Source organism: Polaromonas sp. LjRoot131 (genome assembly GCF_964252805.1).
Classification (GTDB): domain Bacteria; phylum Pseudomonadota; class Gammaproteobacteria; order Burkholderiales; family Burkholderiaceae_C; genus Polaromonas.
Genome location: NZ_CAXUPF020000003.1, coordinates 546,664 through 568,726, shown reverse-complemented (window position 1 = coordinate 568,726; position 22,063 = coordinate 546,664). Strand labels below are relative to the sequence as shown.

General features: G+C 62.4%; 24 protein-coding genes. 14 read left to right on the top strand and 10 right to left on the bottom strand.

Annotated features, from left to right (window positions below):
- Positions 1–220 precede the first annotated feature (220 nt).
- The gene (locus ACSQ27_RS17415) at positions 221–1,372 is read left to right on the top strand and encodes an ATP-binding protein (protein ID WP_436156736.1); all 1,152 of its coding nucleotides are present in this window, start codon (positions 221–223) and stop codon (positions 1,370–1,372) included.
- On the opposite strand, the gene map is transcribed toward ACSQ27_RS17415, so the two are convergent.
- Positions 1,357–2,148 (bottom strand): type I methionyl aminopeptidase, encoded by a 792-nt coding sequence (gene map / locus ACSQ27_RS17410; RefSeq protein ID WP_436156735.1) that lies wholly within the window; start codon positions 2,146–2,148, stop codon positions 1,357–1,359. The two genes, ACSQ27_RS17415 and map, sit on opposite strands and share 16 nt — an antisense overlap.
- Positions 2,148–2,402, bottom strand: coding sequence for a ParD-like family protein (locus tag ACSQ27_RS17405; RefSeq protein ID WP_436156734.1), 255 nt, complete (start codon positions 2,400–2,402; stop codon positions 2,148–2,150). Before ACSQ27_RS17405 ends, map begins: the two co-directional genes overlap by 1 nt.
- Before the next feature lie 224 nt (positions 2,403–2,626).
- Between ACSQ27_RS17405 and ACSQ27_RS17400 the strand changes: the two genes are divergently transcribed.
- The 3 genes from ACSQ27_RS17400 (at position 2,627) to ACSQ27_RS17390 (ending at position 4,899) form a co-directional block, all read left to right on the top strand.
- Positions 2,627–3,301 (top strand): glutathione S-transferase family protein, encoded by a 675-nt coding sequence (locus ACSQ27_RS17400; protein WP_436156733.1) that lies wholly within the window; start codon positions 2,627–2,629, stop codon positions 3,299–3,301.
- 771 nt (positions 3,302–4,072) lie between these two features.
- The gene (locus ACSQ27_RS17395; RefSeq protein ID WP_436156732.1) at positions 4,073–4,432 is read left to right on the top strand and encodes a hypothetical protein; all 360 of its coding nucleotides are present in this window, start codon (positions 4,073–4,075) and stop codon (positions 4,430–4,432) included.
- A 95-nt stretch (positions 4,433–4,527) separates the two neighbouring features.
- Positions 4,528–4,899: a hypothetical protein gene (locus ACSQ27_RS17390; protein WP_436156731.1), complete on the top strand. Its 372-nt coding sequence runs from the start codon at positions 4,528–4,530 to the stop codon at positions 4,897–4,899.
- A 134-nt stretch (positions 4,900–5,033) separates the two neighbouring features.
- On the opposite strand, the gene ACSQ27_RS17385 is transcribed toward ACSQ27_RS17390, so the two are convergent.
- Positions 5,034–5,930: a LysR family transcriptional regulator gene (locus ACSQ27_RS17385; protein WP_436156730.1), complete on the bottom strand. Its 897-nt coding sequence runs from the start codon at positions 5,928–5,930 to the stop codon at positions 5,034–5,036.
- Positions 5,931–6,031: 101 nt separating this feature from the next.
- Here ACSQ27_RS17385 and ACSQ27_RS17380 point away from each other — a divergent pair, with 101 nt between their 5' ends.
- The 5 genes from ACSQ27_RS17380 to ACSQ27_RS17360 all read left to right on the top strand — a co-directional run bounded on the left by ACSQ27_RS17380 (position 6,032) and on the right by ACSQ27_RS17360 (position 9,336).
- Positions 6,032–6,901 (top strand): SDR family oxidoreductase, encoded by an 870-nt coding sequence (locus tag ACSQ27_RS17380; protein ID WP_436156729.1) that lies wholly within the window; start codon positions 6,032–6,034, stop codon positions 6,899–6,901.
- Positions 6,902–6,945: 44 nt separating this feature from the next.
- Positions 6,946–7,440, top strand: coding sequence for an AtaL-like protein (locus tag ACSQ27_RS17375; protein ID WP_436156728.1), 495 nt, complete (start codon positions 6,946–6,948; stop codon positions 7,438–7,440).
- Complete coding sequence (locus ACSQ27_RS17370; protein WP_436156727.1) at positions 7,437–8,105, top strand: NAD(P)-dependent oxidoreductase; 669 nt, start codon at positions 7,437–7,439, stop codon at positions 8,103–8,105. The genes ACSQ27_RS17375 and ACSQ27_RS17370 overlap by 4 nt, the downstream gene beginning before the upstream one ends.
- 28 nt (positions 8,106–8,133) lie before the next feature.
- Positions 8,134–8,610: an SRPBCC family protein gene (locus ACSQ27_RS17365; protein ID WP_436156726.1), complete on the top strand. Its 477-nt coding sequence runs from the start codon at positions 8,134–8,136 to the stop codon at positions 8,608–8,610.
- 243 nt (positions 8,611–8,853) lie between these two features.
- Positions 8,854–9,336, top strand: a complete 483-nt coding sequence (locus tag ACSQ27_RS17360) for a GreA/GreB family elongation factor (RefSeq protein ID WP_436156725.1) — start codon at positions 8,854–8,856, stop codon at positions 9,334–9,336.
- Positions 9,337–9,534: 198 nt separating this feature from the next.
- Here the strand turns inward: ACSQ27_RS17360 and ACSQ27_RS17355 are convergent, their stop codons facing one another.
- Together ACSQ27_RS17355 and ACSQ27_RS17350 are read right to left on the bottom strand one after the other, a co-directional pair.
- On the bottom strand, positions 9,535–10,527 hold the full coding sequence (locus ACSQ27_RS17355; RefSeq protein ID WP_436156724.1) for a tripartite tricarboxylate transporter substrate-binding protein: 993 nt from the start codon (positions 10,525–10,527) through the stop codon (positions 9,535–9,537).
- A 37-nt stretch (positions 10,528–10,564) separates the two neighbouring features.
- Positions 10,565–11,728 carry a mandelate racemase/muconate lactonizing enzyme family protein gene (locus ACSQ27_RS17350; RefSeq protein ID WP_436156723.1) on the bottom strand — a complete coding sequence of 388 codons (1,164 nt, stop codon included), beginning with the start codon at positions 11,726–11,728 and terminating at the stop codon, positions 10,565–10,567.
- Between the two features lie 105 nt (positions 11,729–11,833).
- Between ACSQ27_RS17350 and ACSQ27_RS17345 the strand changes: the two genes are divergently transcribed.
- On the top strand, positions 11,834–12,742 hold the full coding sequence (locus ACSQ27_RS17345; RefSeq protein WP_436156722.1) for a LysR family transcriptional regulator: 909 nt from the start codon (positions 11,834–11,836) through the stop codon (positions 12,740–12,742).
- 37 nt (positions 12,743–12,779) lie between these two features.
- On the opposite strand, the gene ACSQ27_RS17340 is transcribed toward ACSQ27_RS17345, so the two are convergent.
- The 3 genes from ACSQ27_RS17340 to ACSQ27_RS17330 form a co-directional block, all read right to left on the bottom strand.
- The gene (locus ACSQ27_RS17340; protein ID WP_436156721.1) at positions 12,780–13,127 is read right to left on the bottom strand and encodes a DUF6678 family protein; all 348 of its coding nucleotides are present in this window, start codon (positions 13,125–13,127) and stop codon (positions 12,780–12,782) included.
- Between the two features lie 135 nt (positions 13,128–13,262).
- Positions 13,263–13,559, bottom strand: a complete 297-nt coding sequence (locus tag ACSQ27_RS17335) for a hypothetical protein (RefSeq protein ID WP_436156720.1) — start codon at positions 13,557–13,559, stop codon at positions 13,263–13,265.
- 84 nt (positions 13,560–13,643) lie between these two features.
- Positions 13,644–14,459 (bottom strand): ATP-grasp domain-containing protein, encoded by an 816-nt coding sequence (locus ACSQ27_RS17330; protein WP_436156719.1) that lies wholly within the window; start codon positions 14,457–14,459, stop codon positions 13,644–13,646.
- Positions 14,460–14,550: 91 nt separating this feature from the next.
- On the opposite strand from ACSQ27_RS17330, the gene ACSQ27_RS17325 reads away from it, so the two are divergent.
- The 3 genes from ACSQ27_RS17325 to ACSQ27_RS17315 all read left to right on the top strand — a co-directional run bounded on the left by ACSQ27_RS17325 (position 14,551) and on the right by ACSQ27_RS17315 (position 17,512).
- A complete protein-coding gene (locus ACSQ27_RS17325; protein WP_436156718.1) occupies positions 14,551–14,811 on the top strand; it encodes a hypothetical protein in 261 nt (86 codons plus the stop codon).
- A 147-nt stretch (positions 14,812–14,958) separates the two neighbouring features.
- Positions 14,959–16,296, top strand: coding sequence for a sensor histidine kinase (locus tag ACSQ27_RS17320; protein WP_436156717.1), 1,338 nt, complete (start codon positions 14,959–14,961; stop codon positions 16,294–16,296).
- A 616-nt stretch (positions 16,297–16,912) separates the two neighbouring features.
- Complete coding sequence (locus ACSQ27_RS17315; RefSeq protein ID WP_436156716.1) at positions 16,913–17,512, top strand: hypothetical protein; 600 nt, start codon at positions 16,913–16,915, stop codon at positions 17,510–17,512.
- A gap of 443 nt (positions 17,513–17,955) precedes the next feature.
- On the opposite strand, the gene ACSQ27_RS17310 is transcribed toward ACSQ27_RS17315, so the two are convergent.
- On the bottom strand, positions 17,956–18,672 hold the full coding sequence (locus ACSQ27_RS17310; protein ID WP_436156715.1) for a glutathione binding-like protein: 717 nt from the start codon (positions 18,670–18,672) through the stop codon (positions 17,956–17,958).
- 217 nt (positions 18,673–18,889) lie between these two features.
- Positions 18,890–21,637 carry a hypothetical protein gene (locus ACSQ27_RS17305; protein ID WP_436156714.1) on the bottom strand — a complete coding sequence of 916 codons (2,748 nt, stop codon included), beginning with the start codon at positions 21,635–21,637 and terminating at the stop codon, positions 18,890–18,892.
- Between the two features lie 87 nt (positions 21,638–21,724).
- Between ACSQ27_RS17305 and ACSQ27_RS17300 the strand changes: the two genes are divergently transcribed.
- Positions 21,725–21,973, top strand: coding sequence for a SlyX family protein (locus ACSQ27_RS17300; RefSeq protein WP_436156713.1), 249 nt, complete (start codon positions 21,725–21,727; stop codon positions 21,971–21,973).
- Positions 21,974–22,063 lie beyond the last annotated feature (90 nt).

The window sequence follows — 22,063 nt, the reverse complement described above, 5'->3', positions numbered from 1 at the left end:
GATGGGGGCCTGCAGCGCTTGAGGCATAGCCGGCTTTAGATCGCAGGCCGAAGAGCCCCCATCCCTGCCTTCCCCCAGCGGGGGAAGGAGCAAGAAAACTCGCAGGGGCAGCACAGCTTGTCTGTCACGACAAGTCCCGCCTCTCAACCAAACACCCAGGACCCAGGCGGAACCCACGCGAACATAATGGGTGACGTCCGCTTGGGCGACAAGGGGCAATATGAAGCTTTCTCAATTTCTCACCGACCGCGCTGAGGATATTCTGGTGGAGTGGGAGGCTTTCGCGAAAACACTCGAGCCTGCCGCGAGCCTCATGAGCAGCGCGGCGCTGCGCGACCACGCCTCCCAGATGCTCAAGGCCATCGCGCTGGACATCGACAGCCTCCAGAGCGACGCCCAGCAGACGGCCAAGTCGCAAGGCGATGCGCCTTCGAAGTTTCCCAACAGCGCGGCCTCCATCCATGGCACGCTGCGCGAAGTCAGCGGCTTCTCCCTGGTGCAGCTCACGGCCGAGTTCCGCGCGCTGCGCGCGAGCGTCCTGCGGCTTTGGCTGCCTTACGTGCGCGAGTTCAACGAGAACATCCATGACGACCTGATGCGCTTCAACGAAGCGGTGGACCAGGCCCTGGCCGAGTCGGCGGTGACTTTCTCGGAGCACAACGACAAGACGCGCGAGCGTTTCCTGGCGATCCTGGGCCACGACCTGCGCACGCCTCTTTCAGCCATCAGCATGACCGGCTCGCTGCTGGTGCGGTCGAACTCGGCGGAGGGCAATACGGCGATAGGCAAGAGACTGGTCCGAAGCGCGGCCACCATGTCGACGATGGTCAACGACTTGCTGGAATACTCGCGCAGCCAGCTGGGCGGCAAGATGCCGATGGCGCCCTCGCCTTCGGACATGGGCGACATCGCGCAGGCGGCCCTGCACGACGCGGCGTTGGCGCATCCCGATTGCGCATTTGAGTTCCACTCGGACGGCGACCTGTCGGGCGTCTTCGACGGCGTCCGGCTGCAGCAGGTCATCGTGAACCTGCTCACCAATGCGGCCCAGTACCGGGCCAGGGGGACGGGCATCACCCTGGATGTGGAGGGCGGGCAAGACGAGGTCGCCATCGCCGTGACCAACCGTGGGCCCGCCATCCCCGCCGATGCCCTTAAAACCATTTTCAGCGCCATGGTGCAGCTTCCGGTCGACGGTGAGCAGCCCGGCCGCCCCCGAACCAGCCTCGGCCTGGGGCTGTTCATCGCGCGGGAGACCGCCCTTGCCCATGGCGGTGCTATCGAGGTCAGCTCCAACGATGCCGACGGCACCACCTTCACCGTGCGCATTCCGCGGGCGCCGGCCCCGGCCAAACCTCACACCGGCGCGTAAGCCCCGGTGCCGCCCGGCCAGGCCGTCAGCACCTCATAGCCCTCCGGCGTGACGGCCACCATGTGTTCCCACTGGGCGGACAGGGACCTGTCCTTGGTCACGACGGTCCAGCCGTCGGCCAGCTGCCGGGTTTCGCGTTTGCCGGCGTTGAGCATGGGTTCGATGGTGAACACCATGCCGGCCTCGAGCCTGATCCCTTCGCCGGGCCGGCCGTAGTGCAGCACCTGCAGGTCCTCGTGGTAGACCTGGCCTATGCCGTGGCCGCAGTATTCGCGCACCACGCTGAAATGCTCGCGATGGGCGACCGACTGGATGGCATGGCCGACGTCGCCCAGGGTGGCGCCGGGCCTGACCTGCCTGATCCCGGCCATCATGGCTTCGTAGGTGGTCGCGACCAGGCGCCGGGCCAGCACGCTGGGCGCGCCGACAAAAAACATGCGGCTGGTGTCGCCGAACCAGCCGTCTTTGATGACGGCGACGTCGATGTTGACGATGTCGCCTTGTTTCAGGATCTTGCCGGGCGAGGGGATGCCGTGGCACACCACCTGGTTGACGGAGGTCAGTATGGTCTTGGGATAACCGAGGTAGCCCACATTGGCGGGGATGGCGCCCTGGACGTTCACGATGTGCTGGTGGCAGATGGCGTCCAGCGTGTCGGTGCTGACCCCGGGCACGACATGCGGCTCAATCATGCTGAGAACCTCTGCGGCCAGCTGGCCGGCCCGCCGCGCCATCGCGACCTGCTCAGGCGACTTGATGACGACGCCGCGGGCCATCAGCGTTTGGCGGCCGGGGCCGGCCGCAGTTTGCCGGCCTGGGCCGTGGCGGCGGTGACGATGTCCAGGCCCCCCGCGAGTTCAGCCTGTACCAGCAGCTGGCAGATCTCGCGGTAGTCGAGGTCCGGGTGCATCTCGGTCAGCATGCCGACCCGCATCCAGTGCTCCGCCTGCGAATTGATGGACCGGCTCAGGGCATTGCCCGCCACGCGCAGGTTCTCGTGCATCAGGTCTGAAATTTTGACAATACCCATGGTTGGCCTCTACATTTTTCTACATGAAACGTATATGGATTATATACACTTCATATGGTCAAGGCTTTTCGAATCGGCGGGCTCGATGAGGCCATCTTTGGGAAACTGCGAAAGAATTTGTTGAAAGATGTCGATCCGGGTCCGCCCCGAACGTCGTCAGGGAGAAGATGGGCGAAAGCCGCCCGTCCGGCACCCAACGAGACATCAGCCAAGGAGAAACCACCATGACCCAGACAAACACCCTGCCCCTCCCCACCATCACGGCCTTTGAACGCTCACCCGACCGCGGCAGGGGCCTGGCGCGCGACTCACGCGTGCGCTGGGCGCTTGAAGAGGTGGGCCAGGCTTACGACGTTCGCCTGGTCTCGTTCGCGGCGATGAAGCAGCCCGCGCACAAAGCCCTCCATCCCTTCGGGCAGATCCCGACCTATGAAGAGAACGGGCTAACGCTGTTCGAGTCGGGCGCCATCGTGCTGCACATCGCGGAGCGCCATGCCGGCCTGCTGTCCGGCGATGCAAACGCCCGCGCACGCGCGATCGCCTGGATGTTCGCCGCGCTGAACACGGTGGAGCCGCCCATCATCGAACGCACCATGGCCATGCTCTTCGAACACGACAAGCCCTGGTACGCGGAGCGCCTGACCCTGCTCGACGAGCGCGTGCATGCGCGGCTGGGCGAACTTTCCAGCCGGCTGGGCGATGCCGACTGGCTGGATGGCGAGTTCAGCGCGGGCGACCTGCTGATGGTGACGGTGCTGCGCAGGCTGGAAAGCTCGGGCCTGCTGGCGAACTATCCGACGCTGTCGGCCTATATCGCGCGGGCTGTGGCGCGGCCGGCTTACCAGCGGGCTTTTGCGGCGCAGCTGGCGGTGTTTACGGAGAAGGCGGTGGGCGGCTGACAGGGTCGCTCAGGACTGGCGTGAGTTCTGCCGCCGCGAACTGATGTTTTGCGGCGCTCATGCCCGCTGTGGGTCGCAGCCGCGGCTAAGATGACTGTTTTCGGCCAGAAGCAGACTTACGACTTCCTCACCGCAAAGCAGACACGCACCTGGTGCGGCAACCGCGTGGACTGCAACGCTGGTGCGGCGACTTTGTCAGGGTTGTTATACCTGTCCATTCATACCGAATAGTGAGATAAGCCCATGCTTTCAAACAATTTTTTGAACCATAGTCGCCGGTGTTATCTGACTGGTGGCCATGTTATTCCGCAGTTTTGCGGGATATATCAAAGTTAGGCCGCGATGAGTACGAGCACTGTACGCACGCCAAGTACCGGGAGGTGGATCGCGGCGCTCGTAGCGCTCGTCGCCTTTGCGCTCGTGCCCTCGAAGGCGTGTGCCTGCCTTGAGACATACCAAATTTCACAGTTGCGCATCGTGCTTTCGGTCCTATTGCTTTTGATACTCGCGGTTGTTGCACTTTCCCCGCCTGGACGGAGCGCAGTGTGGGGTGCGGGAGCTGGCCTCGTAGCGTGTGTGTCAATCGCTGTAGCCTTGGCCATTGGGTCCTATAGCCTGCCGATTGCAGCCGCAGTTCTTGTGGTGCCGCTTCTGGCTGTGGTCTTGTTCGCCGCGTGGCATCGGCTTCGGGGTAGGAGGAGTGCGGGTGCGGTTTAACATGTCATTCGAACGGACCGCCTACGGCGTTCGCACACTTTCACATTAACCATCATGAAGCGCTGCCCCGAGGTCGATCAGCTCAATGGATTCTTTGGAGGTACACACGTTCAGGTGTACCCAGATGCGCCGGAAGAGTACAACACCCACCGTTTTGAGCGCGCTGCAGGCAATGAGCGAATAGTCTGTGAGGTACTTCCGGCGGAATACGAACTTCGCTTCATGTGGTGGGTGTCTGGCCGCCTCGCCCTTGACCTTAAACTTCAAGGCGTGCAGTCCTTGGACATTTCGCGTTCCGCTGGAGATAAGACACTTATTGGGAACGTTGATACTGATGGTCTGCGTCAACTATTCAAACTTCAGGTGAGTCCAACTGTATGCCTTCAATGGTCGTCCTCTTCCTACTTCGGCTAATGATGGTTAGCAGGTTGCTCGTCTCGGACAAGCAGCATCAGAATGCCGCTTCGCGGCCAATGCTGCGTGCCGGACAGCGCCGACGTTAGCCCTCGATGGATCCGCGCATAGACTTCGTGGAAGATGTCCTGGGTTTCCGGTTCGAAAATGGCTTTCGAGCCAAGTACGTGGAGCTTGGGGAGCCGATTGAGGATCTTGAGTTCTGGTTTCGAAACGCGCAGGTATTTTTGGAGGTGCTCAGAGTTAGTTCGATTCCAGAGCCAAAGCGGCACGACTTGCTTACACTTATCGAAACTATCCGGCTGGATGCGCAGACACTGTACCCGCCGCTCGAGGGGCTAGAAGACCTCGTGTTCGACACCTCGGCCTACCGGTTCTCAGCGGATGTCGAGTCATGCAAAGCTCAGGTGATTTCACTTGTTCTTGCACAGGAAGGTGTAAACAATTCGAGCGAGATGAGAAATTGAGGACTAACTTGTCTTTGAGCCCATAACAGAGATCAACAAGCAGCGTGAGCGAACATCCAGCCGGCTGGGTAATGTCGACTGGCTGGACGGCGCGTTCAGCGCCGGTGATGGGGGAGCCGGCGTTTTAAATGGCATCACCGGATGTAAGCCGCCAATTCCTCGGGGCTTCCTTCGGGAAAGGCCTCCTTGAGGAAATTCAGGAAGGCGGAAACCCGGCCGCTCAGCAAGCGACGCGATGGGTAGAGCGCCCATAGCGCCACCTCGGGCCCCGAGACGTCGCCCCATTGCACCAGCATTCCGGCGGCCAGGTCGGGGATGACCAGCGACAAAGGCAGGCGCGCCGCGCCGACATTCGCGCGCACCGCATCGCGGACCATGAACAGCGATGACAAGCTGAGGACGGGCTGGACCGTCAGGCGCTTCTTCTTTCCCTTCTCCGTCAGTTCCCAGACTTCCGTCTGTTCGCCGACCCCGCCACCCCGCAGCACGACCGGAATGGGTGCGCTGCCCGCGGGCCGCTGAAGCCCGGGGTGGGCCACCATCACGATGCGGTCTCTCAGGAAGATCCGGCCCACCAGGCTTTCGTCCGGGTCTGGATTCACCCGGATCACCAGGTCGTAGCCCTCTTCCACCATGTCCACGGGGCGGTCTTCCGTCGTGACCTCCAGGCGGATCGCGCGGTGTTTCATGGCGAACTGGGCCGCAAGCTTTCCCATCGCGGCTTGCGAGAAGAGCAGCGGCGCGCTCACCCTCAACCGCCCTCGCGGTTCGTCCCCGCCGGCGGAAATCGCCGCCGTCGCCTCGTCGAGCTCGGTGAGCAGCACGGAGGTCTTCTCAAACAGCGCCCGCCCTTCTTCGGTGAGCTTCAGCGTGCGCGCCCCCCGCTCGAAGAGCCGCAGGTTGAGGCCGCTCTCCAGGTCGGCCACCCGGCGGGACAGGGTGGCCTTGGGGCGGCCTGATTCGCGGGAGGCCCGCCCGAAGCCGCCATGCCGGGCGACAAGCGTGAAGTCAGCAAGAGCCAGTAAGTCCATGTGTTCCACCAGTGAGACAGATAGTCCAAATATAACGGCTATCGGACATTTGGCGAAACGATGAAGATCAAGGCTCTTTCAAACCAAACGGAGTAATTTTCATGACCATCCTTATCACCGGCGCCACCGGCAACATCGGCCGCCAAGTTGTCCAGCAACTCGTCAAGCGGGGCGCAGATGTGCGGGCACTCGTGCGTGACCCCTCAAAAGCCAGCTTTCCAGCGGGTGTGAACGTTGTACAGGGCGACCTGCTCGACGTGGACTCGATGCGCCTGGCCTTCAAAGGCGTCTCTACCCTGTTCCTGCTCAATGCAGTGGTCCCCGATGAATTCACCCAGGCCCTGATGACCCTCAACCTGGCACGCGAGGCGGGCATAGACCGCATCGTTTACCTGTCGGTCATCCACAGCGACAAGTACTTGAACGTCCCCCACTTCGCCGGCAAGTTCGGCGTCGAGCGCATGCTGGAGCAAATGGGCTTCGGCGCCACCATCCTGCGGCCGGCCTACTTTATGGACAACGAACGCACCATCAAAGACGTGGTGACGGGCTACGGCGTGTACCCCATGCCTATCGGAAGCAAGGGCCTGGCCATGATCGATGCGCGCGACATTGGCGAGATCGCCGCCATCGAACTGCTGCGCCGCGAACGCGCGTCCGGGCCGCTGCCCCTGGAGCGGATCAACCTGGTCGGCCCGGATACGCTGACCGGAGATACCGTCGCCGCGATCTGGTCCGGCGTTTTGAATCGCCCCATCAGCTATGGCGGCGACGACACGGCCGGCTTCGAGAAGAACCTGCGCAACTTCATGCCCGCCTGGATGGCATATGACATGCGCCTGATGAGCGAGCGCTTCCTGACGGAGGGCATGGTTCCCGAAGCCGGCGACGTTGAGCGCCTGACCAAGCTGCTGGGCCGCCCGCTGCGCTCCTACCGCGACTTCGCCGCCGAAATTTCGGCACCGGCCTGAGCGTTGGCCTTCAAAACTTCAACACTTCAATCAAGGAAACCATCATGATCTATTCGACCGCCACTGTTCCGGTTAACCCACAAGGCGAAGTGCCGCTCACGCGTTCCCAGGTGTGGGCCGGCCTGGTCCTCAAGGCGCGCGACGCGCGGCTTTTCCTGCCGCCCGGCCTCTGCACTGACTGCGAAGTCGTGGAAGAGAGCAAAACCCACATCGTGCGCGAAGCCACCATCGCCGGCACGGACCTGCGTGAAATCATCGCCTTTGAACCCGAGAGCAAGGTGACCTTCTTCCAGGCCAGCGGCCCGCGCGAAGGTGCGATCGTCAACGAACTCTTTGAAGATGATGCGGGGCAACTTCAGCTTCGTTTCTATTGCTACATCGGCCTGCGCGGCAAAGAGCCCGGCGGCCCCGAAGAGCAAGCCGAGCAGGCCTGGATGGACGGCGACAAAGGCTACAAAACCGCCCTGGCGTCGACGCTGAAACGCACGCGCGAACTGCTGGCTGAAGGCAAGCTGTCACTGTCAGGAGGTGCGCAATGAACTCCGTCAATACGGTGCAATCCGATCTTGCACGCCAGAAAATCCTGGTGATCGGCGCCACAGGCGGCACGGGCCGGTTGATCGTGAAGCAAGCCCTCGCACGGGGGTTTGCGGTTCGGGTACTCGTGCGCTCGCCCGCAAAGGCAGTCGGCCTGGAGGGCGCCGAGGTCTTCATTGGTGACGCCCGCGATGAAGCGGCCTTGCGCAAGGCGCTGGAAGGCCGCGATGCCGTCGTGAGTGCGTTGGGCACGCCGGTCAGCCCGTTGAAAGAGGTGACGCTTTTGTCGTCGGCAACGAAGGCGCTTGTGAACGCCATGAAGGCCGCCGGGGTCTCGCGCCTCGTGTGCATCACCGGCATGGGCGCGGGCGACAGCGCCGGCCACGGAGGGTTTGTTTTTGACCGCTTGATTCTGCCGGCCCTGTTGCGCAAGGTGTATGCCGACAAGAATCGGCAAGAGGCGATCATCAGGGACAGCGGCCTGGACTGGGTGCTGGTGCGTCCTTCGGTGCTGAATGACAAACCCGCCAGGCGCGAGATGCGAGCCATCACGGATCTCTCTAATTTTCATGGCGGGACGATTGCCAGGGCCGACGTAGCCAGCTTCGTCCTGGACCAGGTGCACAGCAACACCTGGCTGGGCCGCTCACCGCTCATCAGCTGGTGAATCACTAACGCTAAACAAGGAAGCAAACATGACATCCGCCGCAGCCACCGTCATCACGACGGTCGAAGCATCCAGGGAAAAGACGTTTTTGCACATCGTCCCCATAGCCCTCCCATCGATCTTTACCGGGTATGGCCCGCTGCCCTCGGTAACGCAGACGCTGAACCAGACCGGCCCGTGGGATGCCGCGGGCCGGACCCGAACCGTGGTCTTCTCCGACGGGAGTTCCGCCCGGGAGACACTGACAAGCTATGAATACCCGGGCCGGTTCGCTTATCGCATCACGGAATTCACAGGGGTGCTGCGCTTGCTTGCCAGCGAAGCACGCGGTGAGTGGTGGTTCGAAGACGTGCCGGGCCGCGCCGCCACGTCGGTTCGCTGGCGCTACGAGTTCATCAGCCGATCGGCCATCCTGAAGCCTCTGGTCACCTTTTTTACGCGGAGCTTGTGGCGTGGGTATATGGCTAAAGCGCTGCGTCTGTCCAAGGCACAGGTGGAAGGCTAGCAAGGCGGACTGTGTGTGCATGCGCACGGGAATAGCAGGGGCAGCCGCCGGTAAGATGACCGTTTTCGGCCAGAAGCAGACATCAGAACCCGCAGGGCGCAGTTATAGTGCTTCGGCGCAGTACGGTAGGCGGCAAGAATGAACGCTGACGGCGCACTGCCGAAAGTGCAATCGGGTCGACGGCTGGAGGAGCCTTCATAATTAAGGCCTTCCCCCGCTTGTTTGAGATGCCTACCTTCCGTCATGAATAAATTCTCGCTGCAACAGCAGGTGCTGAAACGGCTCGCCGAAGACCTGCTGCAAGCCGAAGACGCAGTGCGGGTGGCACACGAAACGGCGACCCACGCAGAAAATATCGCCGAAAACAAATACGACACATTGGGACTCGAAGCCGCCTACCTGGCCACCGGCCAAGTTCGGCGTGCCGAAGCCATCCGCCAGGCGATGGCCAAGTGGCGCCAATTCCGCCCGAATCCCTACGACGCCAGCAAAGGGATACAGCTCGGCGCGCTGGTCTGCCTGGTCGATTCCGACGACAAGCAGCAACAGCTCTTTCTCGGCCCGGATGGGGGCAGCATGCAGTTGGGCAGCGGCACTCAGCTGGTTCAGGTCATCAGCATGGAAGCCCCTTTGGGCAGGGCCATGCTGGGCAAATGCGAGGGTGATGATGTGTCGATACAGGTCGCTGCAATCCGACAGCAGTTTGAGGTGCTGCGGGTTCATTGAGCCGTAAACGACTCCTCTGGGCCCAAAGCGGTCTTTGCACATCCTTCCATGCAAACCTTCATTTCAGGCGGCAGGCTGGAGAGCTCGGGCCTGCTGGAGCAATATCCGACGCTGTCGGCCTATATCGCGCGCGGCCGTGGCGCGGTCGGCTTATCGGCGGGCTTTTGAGGCGCAACATTGCGTGTGCGCCTTGGAAACTTACTCAGCCGTCTCCCCCGAATCCTTGATCACCTTTCCCCAGCGCGCCATTTCGGCCTGGACATAGGCCTTGTGGCCGGACGCGCTGAGCCTGGCGTCGGTCACCAGGCGCAAGCCCAGCGCTTCCTGGCGCTTGATCAGGTCGGGGTCCTTGAGGGCTTCGCGCAGCGCGGCATTCAGTTTGGCGAGAACCTCCGGCGGCGTGCCGCGCGGCGCGTACACGCCATGCCAGACGGTGACGTTGAAGTCCGCGAGGCCGGCCTCGGCCAATGTCGGCGTTTGCGCAAGTGAGGGCAGGTTCAGGCGCTCTTTGCTGCTGACGCCGTACACCTTCACTTTTTTGCCCTCGATTTGCGGCACGGCGTTGGTCGCCTGTTCGCACATCAGGTCTACCTGCCCACCGATCAAATCTGTCATGGCCGGGGCCGTTCCCTTGTAGGGGACCGCGACCATTTTGGACTTGAGCGCACCTTGCAGCATCAGGCCGCAAAGGTGCGAAGCCGACCCGACACCCGCGTTGGCGAGATTCACGCGGCCCTCGGAATCAGCGATCCACTTGCGCAGTTCGGCAAGGTTGTTGGCGGCGAGTGTCGTCCGGCCTATCAGCACGGAGGGCGCTTCGTTGATCAGGCCCAGGTACTCGAAGTCCTTGAGGGTGTCATAGGGCAATTTTTTATACAGGGCCGGCGCGGTTGCCAGGCCGATGTGATGCACCAGCAGCGTGTAGCCGTCGGCCTTGGCGCGCGCAACGCGCGCTGCGCCAATGGTCCCGCCGGCGCCGGCCGTGTTGTCGACGATGACGGTCTGGCCCAGCGGCTTGCGCAGCGCTTCGGCCAGGTCGCGGGCGATTTTGTCGCTGGGCCCGCCGGCGGCGAAGGGCACCACCAGCGTCACCGGCTTGTCGGGGTACTGCGCCCAGGCCGCCGGCAGTGCCGACAGGCTGAGCAACACCGAAACCAGAATCCCTTTGAACATCCGCTTATGGTTTTTCATGCTTTGTCTCCTTTGTCGTTGCCAACAGAATCCAGAATCAGGCAGAGAGGGCTTGCATCTGGGCGTAAAGGTCGGCCTTGCCTTCAAACCCAATGCCCGGCAGTTCAGGCAAGCTTACATGGCCGTCGATCACCTTCACGCCATCAGGGAAACCGCCGTAGGGCTGGAACAGGTCGGGATAACTTTCATTTCCACCCAGGCCGAGGCCGGCTGCGATGTTGAGGGACATCTGGTGCCCGCCGTGGGGAATGCAGCGCGAAGGCGACCATCCGAACTGCTTGAGCACCTCCAGCGTGCGCAGGTATTCCACCAGGCCATAGGACAACGCGCAGTCGAACTGCAGCCAGTCGCGGTCGGGGCGCATGCCGCCATAGCGCAGGAGGTTGCGGGCGTCCTGGTGCGAGAACAGGTTCTCGCCGGTGGCCATGGGGCCGGGATAGAACTCCGAAATCGCCGCCTGCAAGGCGTAGTCGAGCGGGTCGCCGATCTCTTCGTACCAGAACAGCGGAAATTCGCGCAGCATCTTGGCGTACGCGATGCCGGTTTCCAGGTCGAAACGGCCGTTCGCATCGACCGCAAGCTGGGCCTCCGAACCAATCTCTTTCAACACCGCCTCGATGCGCGTCCGGTCTTCATCGAGGGAAGCGCCGCCTATCTTCATCTTGACCACGTTGTAGCCGCGATCCAGGTAGCTGCGCATCTCGGCGCAGAGCGCCTCGTTGCCTTTGCCCGGGTAGTAATAACCACCGGCAGCGTAGACAAAGACGCGCGGATTGGCCTCGCGACCATGGCGTTCGGCCAGCATGCGGAACAGGGGTTTACCCTCGATCTTGGCGACCGCATCCCATACGGCCATGTCAATGGTGCCCACGGCAACAGAACGTTCGCCATGGCCACCGGGTTTTTCGTTGCCCATGGCCGCCGCCCAGACCTTGGCGGGGTCGATGTTCGTGCCCTTGGCGTCGATCAGGCTTTCAGGCGCAGCGTCCAGAATACGGTCGAGGAAGCGCTCGCGGATCAGCCCGCCCTGACCGTAACGGCCGTTGGAGTTGAACCCGTAGCCCACGACGGGCTTGCCGTCCCGGACCACGTCGGTGATGACGGCCACCAGGCTCAAGGTCATCTTGCTGAAGTCGATGTAGGCGTTGCGGATGGGTGAACTGATGGGGAGGGTCTTCTCCCTGATTTCAACGATTTTCATGCTTGTCTCTGTGACAGGTTGTGATGATGATCGTTATGATCGCCAAGGCTGCCGCATTTGACCAATGCTGTTTTTCTTCTCTTCAATGCTTTCAAAGCACTGGGCATGAATTTCTCCTGGCTCGAAGACTTTTCCGCGCTGGCGACAACGGGCAACTTCTCCCGCGCGGCCGAAGAGCGCCACATGACGCAGCCGGCCTTCGGGCGCCGGGTGCGCGCCCTGGAGGAATGGATAGGCACGGAGCTTTTTGACAGAAGCTCACAGCCGGTCCGGCTGACCGAAGCCGGCCAGTGGTTCCAGGGCATTGCCCATGATCTGCAGGCCCAAGTGGCCCGCATACCGGGCGAGGCCAGGATCATTGCCGAAGCAAGCTCGCATTCCCTGCGGTTTGCCGCCACACACGCGCTGTCGTTTACCTTCATGCCGGCTTGGCTACGGAGTTTTGAAGCGCACACCATGGCCGGAACCATGCACCTGGAGTCCGACGTGCTGGCGCGCTGCGAGGCGCTGATGGAGCAAAGCAAGGTGCAGTTTGTTGTCTGCCATGCCCACCCTGGCGCGCCGGGGCGTCTGGACTCCGACGGTTTTCTCTCGATTCAAATTGGCGCCGACAGCCTGGTGCCGGTGACGGCGCTTGACGCTTCAGGCCTGCCCCTGCACACACTGCAAGCGGGCAAGACGCCGGTATCCCTTCTCGGCTACAGCGCCGAATCCGGGCTGGGCCGCATCCTGCGCGAAACAAGGTTTGAGGCCATGGAGCTTGTCGCCACACAAACGGTGTTCACGGCACACCTGGCCTCGGTTCTGAGAACCATGGTCCTTGAAGGCCGCGGCGTGGCATGGCTGCCGCAAACCCTGATTCATGAAGACCTGGCAAGCGGCCGGGTGGTCGAAGCGGGTGTGCCTGCCTTGCGCGTTCCACTGGAGATCAGGCTCTTCCGGTCCCGTAATTCCATGGGGCGGGCTGCGGAGGCGCTTTGGGATGCCGTGACGAGGGCGGGCGGCGTTGCTTGATGGTTTTTTCGATTGACCAAGCTCCGCTTCTGACCCATTACTGCCATTCTGGTTGAGGCCCTGGCCGGGTGTAGCCCCATACCCTGATCACTCCACCCTCAAGCGAATACGGGATGCTGTGGCGATTGAGTGCCTCGCGAAGCCAATTATTCGATAAAGCCTGTAGCTCCATCCATTCCAGGTCAGCAACCGGGTGGATGTGATAGTAGAACTCGCCGTCCCAATCAGTGCAAAACCCGGGCGGCGCAAAGACACTGCGTGCTCTGAACTTGGGGCATTGGTCCGGCGGAGCTGAAAGCATTTCAGCTCGAAGTTCAGCCCATTTAGTGTGATTCAACACCGGATGCAGTTCGCCACGCTTGATCATTGCAGACAAACGCTTCATGTCCGCCTCCTCCGGCCGCGGCATCGTCTTAGATTCCCGTCCGAATTCTGTTTTACTGGTCACGGTTTCTCCAGGCCCAACGTCCGCTTCTGCCTATAGCAACCATCGCTTAGTAGAGACGATAAGCCACGAGTGTTACGAATAGATCAATGTAAGAGCCACGAAAAAAGTAATCAAAAGAATGAATGCACCACGCTTAAAACGTTTCTCCGCAAGTTCGGGATTAGCTTTGAGCCAATGCATCAATGACTCCACTTCCTGGCGCAGTCGATTTCCTGACGGTAGCATTTTGACGAGCATCGTCACAGAAACGACCGCCAGGATGGCCAGCGCCAGCAGGGCTAACATCAAGAACGGGCCAGGATAAGAAGATATGAATTGCATGCGCGCAGCAGATATAACTGGTTTGTTGAAAATCGGTAAAGCGGTCACGGCAGTAGCAGCCACTCAGGGAGCCGAAGCGGGCATCTGCTGTAACGCGATGTTTTCACCCGCAATGGATGCGCCCCGGGCCAACTAAGCATCCATCTTTTCGAGAACATTCCGCCACAGGGTATGAGGTGGGATGGCAACGTACCCGGATTCCTGGGCATCGTTGCACTCGATCACGATCCAGCGCCCATCAGCCGTCCTGGCAAAGTCGACGACGAGAAAGGGCACCGCCACTCGGCGTGCGGCCTCCTGCGCGACCTCCAGTCCACTTGCGGCATCCTCCGGGTCATAGATGGGAACCTGGTACCAGTATCGACCCCAGCCAACGCACTCGCCATGCCACCAGAACGAACGGTATTCCATGGAGGGAACGACCTTGCCCGGCACATGGCCTGGCACAGGGGCCAGCGGGACGAACTCCCGAACGACCGGTTTCTGCCAATGCAGAATCGGGTCGCCCTTGTATCGCTGCATGACCTGCTCATACTGGCCGCGGTCTCGAACGATCGACAGCTCAGGGTTGTGTTTGCTGGTCTGCCGGGATCCCTTGATGAAGACCGGCCAAGCGAAATTCGCCTCGATGGCGTGAACCTCCGGCAGCTCGTCGAACATCAAGGTTCGGGGCGTCAGGTCGTCTATCAGGGGATACCAATGCTCCAGCTCACTGGCCAGCTTGTGTTCGGCCGGCGAGTTGACGAGGCGAAGCCCCAAGGCGGCCTTGTCGTTGAATTCGGTCTCGTAGTCTGCAATAGCGCCGATTCGGAGCACACAAGGAGCCTCTCTTTCTATCTGATAAGGATGTGAGCAGGGAAAGTGCAGCTCGAAGTTGAAGTCATACACCGAAACGCCGACAGCTTCGCTGACAACGAATAGCTTGTGATCAACTAGCGCAATGTTCATGAATGTCCGCTTGTGGTCGAGACGACATCTTATCCAGGACGTCCAGGCCCCATACATCCAAAGTTCCAAACTACTCATTCCAGCGTATCGAATGAAAGAACTTCCCCGCATTTCCTGGATGGCCATGAATAAAAAGTATGCGTTTCAGCTCCGTCATCCCGAGCCACCAACAAGCCAAGACAGCTCGTTCAACCGGGCAAACAACACTTTTGCACCCCGGCTGCCGTTAAGCCAAAGGAACACCGCGCGGGCAAGGGCCGCGCGCCACAAGCCCGAAACCCCGCAAAAAATGTCTCCAGGAAGACTTTCCCGCGCGAAGGCCGGGGCGGATGTCCGTAAGCTGGATAAGTAGAACCCCCACCCCCGCCCTCTTCTGATCATCGGGCGCACAAGGGAAAATCGTTGACAGTGTTTGTTGTTGCCCACGGCCCTACCCTTCTCCGGAAAAAATTCTCTCCATGACGCCCATCCCGCCAGCCGCTTCCGGAAGCGCCCTTCGATGAGCCCACGCGAGACCTGGGTCAACGTGCAGCTGGCCCACACCTTCATGCGCCATGCGCGGCCCACGCTGCACGCGGCCGTTCTGGTGATCGTGGTGGTGGTGGCGACGCTGTACCGGCACGTGGAGCCCTGGGACCTCTGGGTGTGGACGCTGGCCGCGGGCTCGGTGACGATGCTGCGCTACATCATCCTGCATGCCTACCGCAAGCGGCTGGCGGAGGCCGACGGTGTGGCGCTGCGGGAGTTCATGTCGCTGCACGGATGGGCCTGGCCGCTGAGCGCGGTGGTCTGGGGATCGCTGATGTTTGTGGTCTACCGCCGCGCGCCTGTCGAGGAGCAGTTCGTCTGCATGTTGATCCTCTCGGCCATCGCGGCGACCGCAGTGTCTTCGTCGCCGCCGTGTTTGCGGACTTTTTCAGCGTATTGCAACGGCCTGGGCGCTTCGGTGCTGGCGGCCCTGCTCTGGCGCATGGACCTGCAGGGCGGCGTGCCTTCGGTGCTCGACACCGGCGCCGAGATGATGGTGGTGCTGGTGTTCCTGTGGGTGGCGCACGTGACGGGCCGGCGCATGTATCGGGCCCTGCGCGTCAGCCTGGAGCTGCAGTTCGACCGCCAGCAGTTGATCAAGGCGCTGGAGGACCGCAAACGCGCGGTGGCGGACGCGGAGGCGGTGAGGACGCGCTTTATCGCGAGCGCCGCGCATGAGCTGCGCCGGCCGGTGCATGCGCTGGGCCTGTATGCCGACTGGCTGACGCGGGAGCCGGAGTTCGCGGTGCAGATCGCCCGCAAGATCGGCGATTCGACGCGCACGATCGACGAGCTGTTTGAATCGTTGTTCAGCCTGGCGGGGCTGGATCCGGCTTCGCTCAACGTGCAGCTGCAGCCGGTGGACCTGGCCGCCCTGATCCACACGCTGGCCGAAGAGCACATGTCGCTGGCACGCGAAAAAAGCCTGCGCCTGCGCACGCGGGCTGGCGCCGGGCGGGCGCTGTCGGACCCGGTGCTGCTGGCGCGGCTGGTGGGCAGCCTGCTGTCGAATGCCTTGCGCAACACGCACGACGGCGGCGTGCTGCTGGCGGCACGGCAACGCCAGGGCCGCTGGCGCATAGAGCTGTGGGACACGGGCACGGGCATCGCGCATGAGCGGCAGCAAACCTTTGTGCAAGGCATTCCGCAACAGGGCACGGCCGAGGGCTTCGGCCTGGAGCTGGCGGGCATTTACCGGTTGAGCCAGGCGCTGGGGCACCCTGTGGGGATGGCTGCGCGCCAGGGCGGGGGGAGTGTTTTTTGGGTTGAGTTGGCGAGATATGAAGGGGATGGGTCAGGAGTGGCCTGACCGGCCGGGTCTTGTCCCGGCAGGCGCCGCTCCCTCTGTGCTCTCTTCCAAGTTCTGCTGGCCGGGGTTGCCCGGCAGCAAGTAACTTTCTTTTGCTTCGCCAAAAGAAAGTGACCAAAGAAAAGGCGACCCGCAGTCTGGGTCCCTACGCTTCGCTTAGGGCAACCTGCGGTGCTCGAGCCAAGCGGGGTCCGGCTAAACTCGCTTCGCTCAGACAACGCCGGCCCTGATCCGCTTGTCTCTGCGCTCCTCGGCCCATCCAGGACGGGGCAATCGGGAGCGGGGACAAAGACAGGAAACCAAGACCAATGCAAACAAGGACACGCCACGGCGTGTCCTTGTTTCTTCAAGTATTCGGTATTGGTATTCGGCTGTTTGGTATTCCTTCCCCACCCCTTGTGGATGCGCCGAGGAGCGCAGGTTCAGGCGGATCAGGGATCGCGTTGTTTGAGCGAAGCGAGTTTAGCGAGACCCCGTCTGGACCGAGCACCGCAGGTTGCCCGTAGCGAAGCGGAGGGACGCAGCAACAAGGGTCGCCTTTTCTTTTGCTTACTTTTCTTTTGGCGAAGCAAAAGAAAAGTGAGTAGCTGCAGGGCTACCCCCGGCCAGCAAGCCCATGCAAAGGGCACAGGCGCGCAAAGGCCGGAGCAAGACCCGGCACCCTCCCCCGTCGGTCTACGCCTACAGAAAGCACCGCCGCCAAGCTCTGGCGCCGGGCGCCAGCCCCAGGGAAGATTTCCCCATCATGCCCAGCACCACGGCGCCGGTCCCCGCCGATCCCTCATCCGACTCCACCGCCACCTCATCGCTGTGGCCGCGCGTGCGCCGCTGGGGGTTCCCGGCGCTGGGCATTGTGGTGCTGGGTTTGCTGGTGTCGCATGCGCACAAGGTCGACTGGGCCGGTGCCTGGCAGGCGCTGTGGCGCTATTCGCCGTGGCTGCTGCTGGGTGTGCTGGGCCTGGCGACGGCCAGCCATGCGCTGTATGGCTGCTTCGACCTGATCGGCCGGCGGCACACGCGCCACACACTGCCGCGCCTGCAAACCTGGGCCATCGCGGTGACCAGTTATGCGTTTAACCTGAACCTGGGCTCGCTGGTGGGCGTGGCATCGTGCTGTCGCCCGTTCGTGCTCGTGCTCGTTATCGTCCGTTCATGGCGTTCGTGTTGTGACCTACTTCTCGCTAAACTCGCTACGCTCAAACAACGCGATCCCTGATCCGCCTACGTCTGCGCTCCTCGGCCCAGCCAGGACGAGGCAATCGGGAGCGGGGACGGGAACGGGGACAGAAGACAAATACCAAAGAACAACCCAAGACAAACAAGGACTCGCCTTGGCGAGTCCTTGTTGTCTTAGGTATTCGGTATTTGGATTTCTTCTCCCCGCTCCCACCCCTTGTGGATGCGCCGAGGAGCGCAGGGCCGGACGGATCAGGGATCGCGTTGTTTGAGCCGAAGGCGAGTTTAGCGATACCCCGCCTGAACCGAGCACCGCAGGTTGCCCGCAGCGAAGCGAAGGGACGCAGCAACCAGGGTCGCCTTTTCTTTTGCTTACTTTTCTTTTGGCGAAGCAAAAGAAAAGTAAGTAGCTGCCGGGCTACCCCCGGCCAGCAGAATTCAGAAGAGAGCGCAAAGGCCGGAGCAAGACCGGCCTCAACAAACTCAGCCCCGCTTGGGAATAGCCAACCCCTTAACCACCGCCGGCCGCGCCACAAACACCTCCAACACCCTCTTGACATTCGGGAAATCAGCAAACCCCACCAACTCCCCAGCTTCATAAAAACCAACAAGATTCCGAACCCACGGAAAGATGGCGATATCAGCAATGGTGTACTCATCACCCATCACCCAAGACCGCCCCTCAAGCCGCTGCTCAAGCACCCCCAGCAGCCGCTTGGACTCCGCAACATAGCGGTCGCGAGGCCGCTTGTCTTCAAATTCCTTGCCGGCAAATTTATGGAAGAAGCCGAGCTGGCCGAACATGGGACCTATGCCGCCCATCTGGAACATCACCCACTGAATGGTTTCATAACGGCCTGCCGCATCCTGGGGAATGAACTTGCCGGTTTTCTCGGCCAGGTAGAGCAGGATGGCGCCGGACTCGAACAGGGGCAGCGGCCGGCCGCCGGGGCCCTGGGGGTCGATGATGGCGGGGATCTTGTTGTTGGGGTTGAGGGAGAGAAAGGCCGGCGACATCTGGTCGTTGGTCTCGAAGCTCACGAGGTGCGGCTCATAGGCCAGGCCGGTCTCCTCGAGCATGATGGAGACCTTGACGCCGTTGGGCGTGGGCAGCGAATACAGCTGGATCTGCTCAGGGTGCCGGGCGGGCCATTTCTGGGTGATGGGGAAGTCTTGGGGGAAGTTTTTGAGTTGGGTCATGGTGTGGCGGATTGTTAAACGAAAGTTTGGTGCACGGCGCAGCGCCCACTGTATTCCGGGTGGAGGAAACGGGTATTTGACTCTTATCCCCCTCTCCCTCTGGGAGAGGGTTGGGGTGAGGGCCGACGGCCTTCTATCAGCACGCACAGCAATCTTCCAACGCCGGCGGCCCCCATCCCTGCCTTCCCCCAGCGGGGGAAGGAGCAAGACTGTGGCCTCACTGGAATATGCGTGACCCGATCAACACCCCCAGCTTGCGGTAACTTTCCCACTGGGCTTCGTCGAAAAACTGGTCAAAGGTGGTCTGCTGCGGGAACGAGGGGTTTCTGGCCTGGTACTGGAACAGGTCCAGCGGGGCGCTCCGGATCAGGCGCGGCTTGAGCACCAGCAGAATGCTTTCGTCAGTGCTACCCGCATACTGCACGCGGTAGAGCAAGGCGCACTTGTCGTCGGCAACGGCCGAAAGCTTGCCTTCAGGGCCGGGCGGCGAGCACAGCTCGGCTTCATCATTCGCGAAATAAGGCGCCAGCCGCTCCGCATCAGGGGCGAAGCGGGGGACGTCGGCGGGCCTCACGCATTCAAATTCCGCGCCGAAATCGATGCGCGCCAGGCGCATAAGGTTGGCCAGGTCCGCGAAGCCGTAATTCGGGTCGGCGCCGCAATCGCAGCACACGATAAAGCCCACGCGCCGGCGCAGCAGCTCGAACACGCCGGTGTTCTCAAAATGCCCGCCGTCGCTGAGGTACCAGTGTGAGCCGTCGGTGCCGAGGAAACGCGCGCGCAGTTCGCGCTGCAGATAGGCCTGGTTGCGCCACAGCGGCGACAGTTTTTTGGCATCCCTTTTTCCGGAGTTCCACCACCAGCCCAGGCGTATGTTGATGAGGGTGAACAGCATGGCCTGTCCCAGCGAGGTGCCGCGGCCCAGCCCGGTCGAGAAGGCCGCGCCGGACACGCCCATCCACTGGCCTATGGACAGCTCGGGCGGCGGGCGCCTGGGGACCTTGGCGGGCGGCGGCATGCCCGCGACGTGGCCGCTGCGGCAGTCCCAGGGCAGGCCGTCCACCGTGATGCCCGCGGGCGTGACCGCCAGCGGCAGGCCCTGCCTGTCGCGCTGCGTGAGCTGGTCGCCGGTGCCGGTGGTGGCGTTGATGGTCACGTTGATGAGGTGGGCCGGCCCGAGATGGTTGTGGCGGTAGTAGGCCTCGCGCGTGAAGTCGTCGCTGGCGTCGGCCTCGGTGACGTCCATTTTGGGTTGCGCCGGGTCGAAGCGCCGCTTGTTCGACGCGCCCAGGTAGGCACGCGTGAGGCGCGCACCGTACATCACCTGCAGGCTGGACAAATTGATGAAGCCGAGGAAGTAGCCTGCCGCCACCGTGGCCAGCAGGCAGAAGGCCATCAATACCGCAGGGTACACATAGCGCAGCGGCCCGGTGAAACCCAGGCCGGCACCGGCCTGGGTGAACATGGCTTCGACGATGAGCCCCGGGCCCGGGGCCGGCGGCTGCAGGCCGAGCAGCAAGGCCGCCGCCACGCAGTTCCAGGCCACGGCCAGCAGCAGGGCCAGCGCCAGGCCGACGACGCCGAGGATGGCGTTGAGCGGAAGCCGGCTGAGCCAGCTGTCCTTGCCGGGCTGGGCCAGCAGGGGCGCGAACTGCCGTATCGCCGCCACCAGCGCGGTGACGATGCCGGCCAGGCTGAACACCGTGCCGGGGGTTGGCGCGCTCGCCGCCATCCAGAGGTAAAGGGTCTGGCCCGCGGTCTCCAGCAGCGCGAGCAGGCCGACGACCCATGACACGGTCAGCACGTTCGACAGCCACCGCGTGATGCGGTTGCGAAACAACCGGGGCGATTGCCAGGGGACATACTTCGCGGCAAGAAACACCAGCAAAGACACGAGCAGGGCAAGGTCCATCAGCGCCAGCAGGGTGAGCGGCACGGGAACATCGAGGAGCCCCGAAGCAATGCCCGGCGCTTTCGGCCAGAGCAGCCAGGCGGCGGCGATGCCCAGTCCCAGCAGGGCGGCGGCAGCAAGGACCGGCTTGGGGATGGGCTGGTCGGCCTGGGCCGTGGGTTGATCCTGGTCCAGCCAGTAGGCCACGCCGCAGGGCACGACCGCGAGCAGAAACCAGGCGCCCAGCACACCGAACCAGGGGCTGTACCAGACCCGGAAATCCTTCAGCGGCAGCGCCGGCTGCATGAAACGCTCCAGCCCGGCCCCCGCGTGGCTGAGCGCATCGAATGGAATTTGCAGGCTGGCAAAACGCAAGGCGAACATCAGCAGGAACACGGCCAGCAAGGTGACGCCCATCACATAGTGCACGGCGCACAGGTTGCGGATGGCGATGGCGACGTCGTAGAACAGGTCGCCGGTGTTGTTGGGCGCGAGGTAGCGGCCGTTCTCGCGCAGCCAGCGCAAGGGCCGGTCGGGTGTGGCGGGCGGTGTGCAGGTGAGCGACGTCCGGACTTTGCTCAACCTGCCGGGGGGATCTGTGGCGAGCGCCGCGTAGGCTTCGTTCGCGAGTTCCACAGGCGTGGGTGCCGGCGTCGGCGCGGATGCAGGCTGGGACGGCTGCTGCGGCTCCCTGGCACGGAACAGCGCGGAGAAGAATCCCCCCGTGTATCCGCCACCGCTGACGGTGGACAGGAAGTCAAAGCGGGCCAGTAGCGGCCATGCGCCGGCGGAGGGCGGCTGCGGCGCCTTGGGCTCCGGGCCATTTTTTTCCGCCGGTACGTTGAACGGGGCTTTCGCCAGCGCTTGCAACACGCCCAGGCAAAACGTCGCGCTGCGGATGCCACCGCCCGACAGGGCCAATCCCCAGCTTTCCTCGGGTCCCTTGCCGTCCGCGTAGACAAAGGCGCGGCGTGACGCGATGGCTTCAAGCTCCGCCGTCAGGCCGCCGCCTTCAGCTGCCTTTCCTTGTACTCCTCCTGGCGCTTCCGGTTTCTCGATGGTTTGTTCCACCATGTTGTCCCCCTTCTGCGAAAGATGGGACCCAGCTTAGACAAGGCCAGTGGAAAAGGCAATGGCCCGGGCTTCGTGTCCAATACGGGGATGGAACATCCCCAAAACGACCCGCAGGCTGCGCACGGCAGCGACACCGACCAGCGCCTGACCGAACTTGAAATCAAGGCGAGCTTTGCCGAAGACCTGCTGGACCAGCTCGACAAGATCATCGTGCGCCAGCAGCAGCAGATAGACGCCTTGCTGCGCGAAGTCGCCGACCTCAAGGCCGCGCCGGTGCGGGACGGCGACATCACCACCGCGCGCAGCCTGCGCGACGACCTGCCGCCGCATTTCTGAAGAAAATCTATATCCGCAGATTACGCAGATTTACACAGATGAAGACCCTCAGATGCAAAGTCGCGGAGAGTGAAATTTCAATTAAAACTT

What these genes read in the sequence shown, in the direction of transcription:
- ACSQ27_RS17320 (WP_436156717.1), top strand. Translation starts at nt 14,959, where the DNA reads ATGAGCCCACGCGAGACCTGGGTCAACGTGCAGCTGGCCCACACCTTC.
- ACSQ27_RS17350 (WP_436156723.1), bottom strand. Translation starts at nt 11,728, where the DNA reads ATGAAAATCGTTGAAATCAGGGAGAAGACCCTCCCCATCAGTTCACCC.
- ACSQ27_RS17315 (WP_436156716.1), top strand. Translation starts at nt 16,913, where the DNA reads ATGCAAAGGGCACAGGCGCGCAAAGGCCGGAGCAAGACCCGGCACCCT.
- ACSQ27_RS17305 (WP_436156714.1), bottom strand. Translation starts at nt 21,637, where the DNA reads ATGGTGGAACAAACCATCGAGAAACCGGAAGCGCCAGGAGGAGTACAA.
- map (WP_436156735.1), bottom strand. Translation starts at nt 2,148, where the DNA reads ATGGCCCGCGGCGTCGTCATCAAGTCGCCTGAGCAGGTCGCGATGGCG.
- ACSQ27_RS17355 (WP_436156724.1), bottom strand. Translation starts at nt 10,527, where the DNA reads ATGAAAAACCATAAGCGGATGTTCAAAGGGATTCTGGTTTCGGTGTTG.
- ACSQ27_RS17400 (WP_436156733.1), top strand. Translation starts at nt 2,627, where the DNA reads ATGACCCAGACAAACACCCTGCCCCTCCCCACCATCACGGCCTTTGAA.
- ACSQ27_RS17360 (WP_436156725.1), top strand. Translation starts at nt 8,854, where the DNA reads ATGAATAAATTCTCGCTGCAACAGCAGGTGCTGAAACGGCTCGCCGAA.
- ACSQ27_RS17325 (WP_436156718.1), top strand. Translation starts at nt 14,551, where the DNA reads ATGAAAGAACTTCCCCGCATTTCCTGGATGGCCATGAATAAAAAGTAT.
- ACSQ27_RS17340 (WP_436156721.1), bottom strand. Translation starts at nt 13,127, where the DNA reads ATGAAGCGTTTGTCTGCAATGATCAAGCGTGGCGAACTGCATCCGGTG.
- ACSQ27_RS17415 (WP_436156736.1), top strand. Translation starts at nt 221, where the DNA reads ATGAAGCTTTCTCAATTTCTCACCGACCGCGCTGAGGATATTCTGGTG.
- ACSQ27_RS17345 (WP_436156722.1), top strand. Translation starts at nt 11,834, where the DNA reads ATGAATTTCTCCTGGCTCGAAGACTTTTCCGCGCTGGCGACAACGGGC.
- ACSQ27_RS17385 (WP_436156730.1), bottom strand. Translation starts at nt 5,930, where the DNA reads ATGGACTTACTGGCTCTTGCTGACTTCACGCTTGTCGCCCGGCATGGC.
- ACSQ27_RS17300 (WP_436156713.1), top strand. Translation starts at nt 21,725, where the DNA reads ATGGAACATCCCCAAAACGACCCGCAGGCTGCGCACGGCAGCGACACC.
- ACSQ27_RS17390 (WP_436156731.1), top strand. Translation starts at nt 4,528, where the DNA reads ATGGATCCGCGCATAGACTTCGTGGAAGATGTCCTGGGTTTCCGGTTC.
- ACSQ27_RS17330 (WP_436156719.1), bottom strand. Translation starts at nt 14,459, where the DNA reads ATGAACATTGCGCTAGTTGATCACAAGCTATTCGTTGTCAGCGAAGCT.
- ACSQ27_RS17365 (WP_436156726.1), top strand. Translation starts at nt 8,134, where the DNA reads ATGACATCCGCCGCAGCCACCGTCATCACGACGGTCGAAGCATCCAGG.
- ACSQ27_RS17370 (WP_436156727.1), top strand. Translation starts at nt 7,437, where the DNA reads ATGAACTCCGTCAATACGGTGCAATCCGATCTTGCACGCCAGAAAATC.
- ACSQ27_RS17380 (WP_436156729.1), top strand. Translation starts at nt 6,032, where the DNA reads ATGACCATCCTTATCACCGGCGCCACCGGCAACATCGGCCGCCAAGTT.
- ACSQ27_RS17310 (WP_436156715.1), bottom strand. Translation starts at nt 18,672, where the DNA reads ATGACCCAACTCAAAAACTTCCCCCAAGACTTCCCCATCACCCAGAAA.
- ACSQ27_RS17375 (WP_436156728.1), top strand. Translation starts at nt 6,946, where the DNA reads ATGATCTATTCGACCGCCACTGTTCCGGTTAACCCACAAGGCGAAGTG.
- ACSQ27_RS17405 (WP_436156734.1), bottom strand. Translation starts at nt 2,402, where the DNA reads ATGGGTATTGTCAAAATTTCAGACCTGATGCACGAGAACCTGCGCGTG.
- ACSQ27_RS17395 (WP_436156732.1), top strand. Translation starts at nt 4,073, where the DNA reads ATGAAGCGCTGCCCCGAGGTCGATCAGCTCAATGGATTCTTTGGAGGT.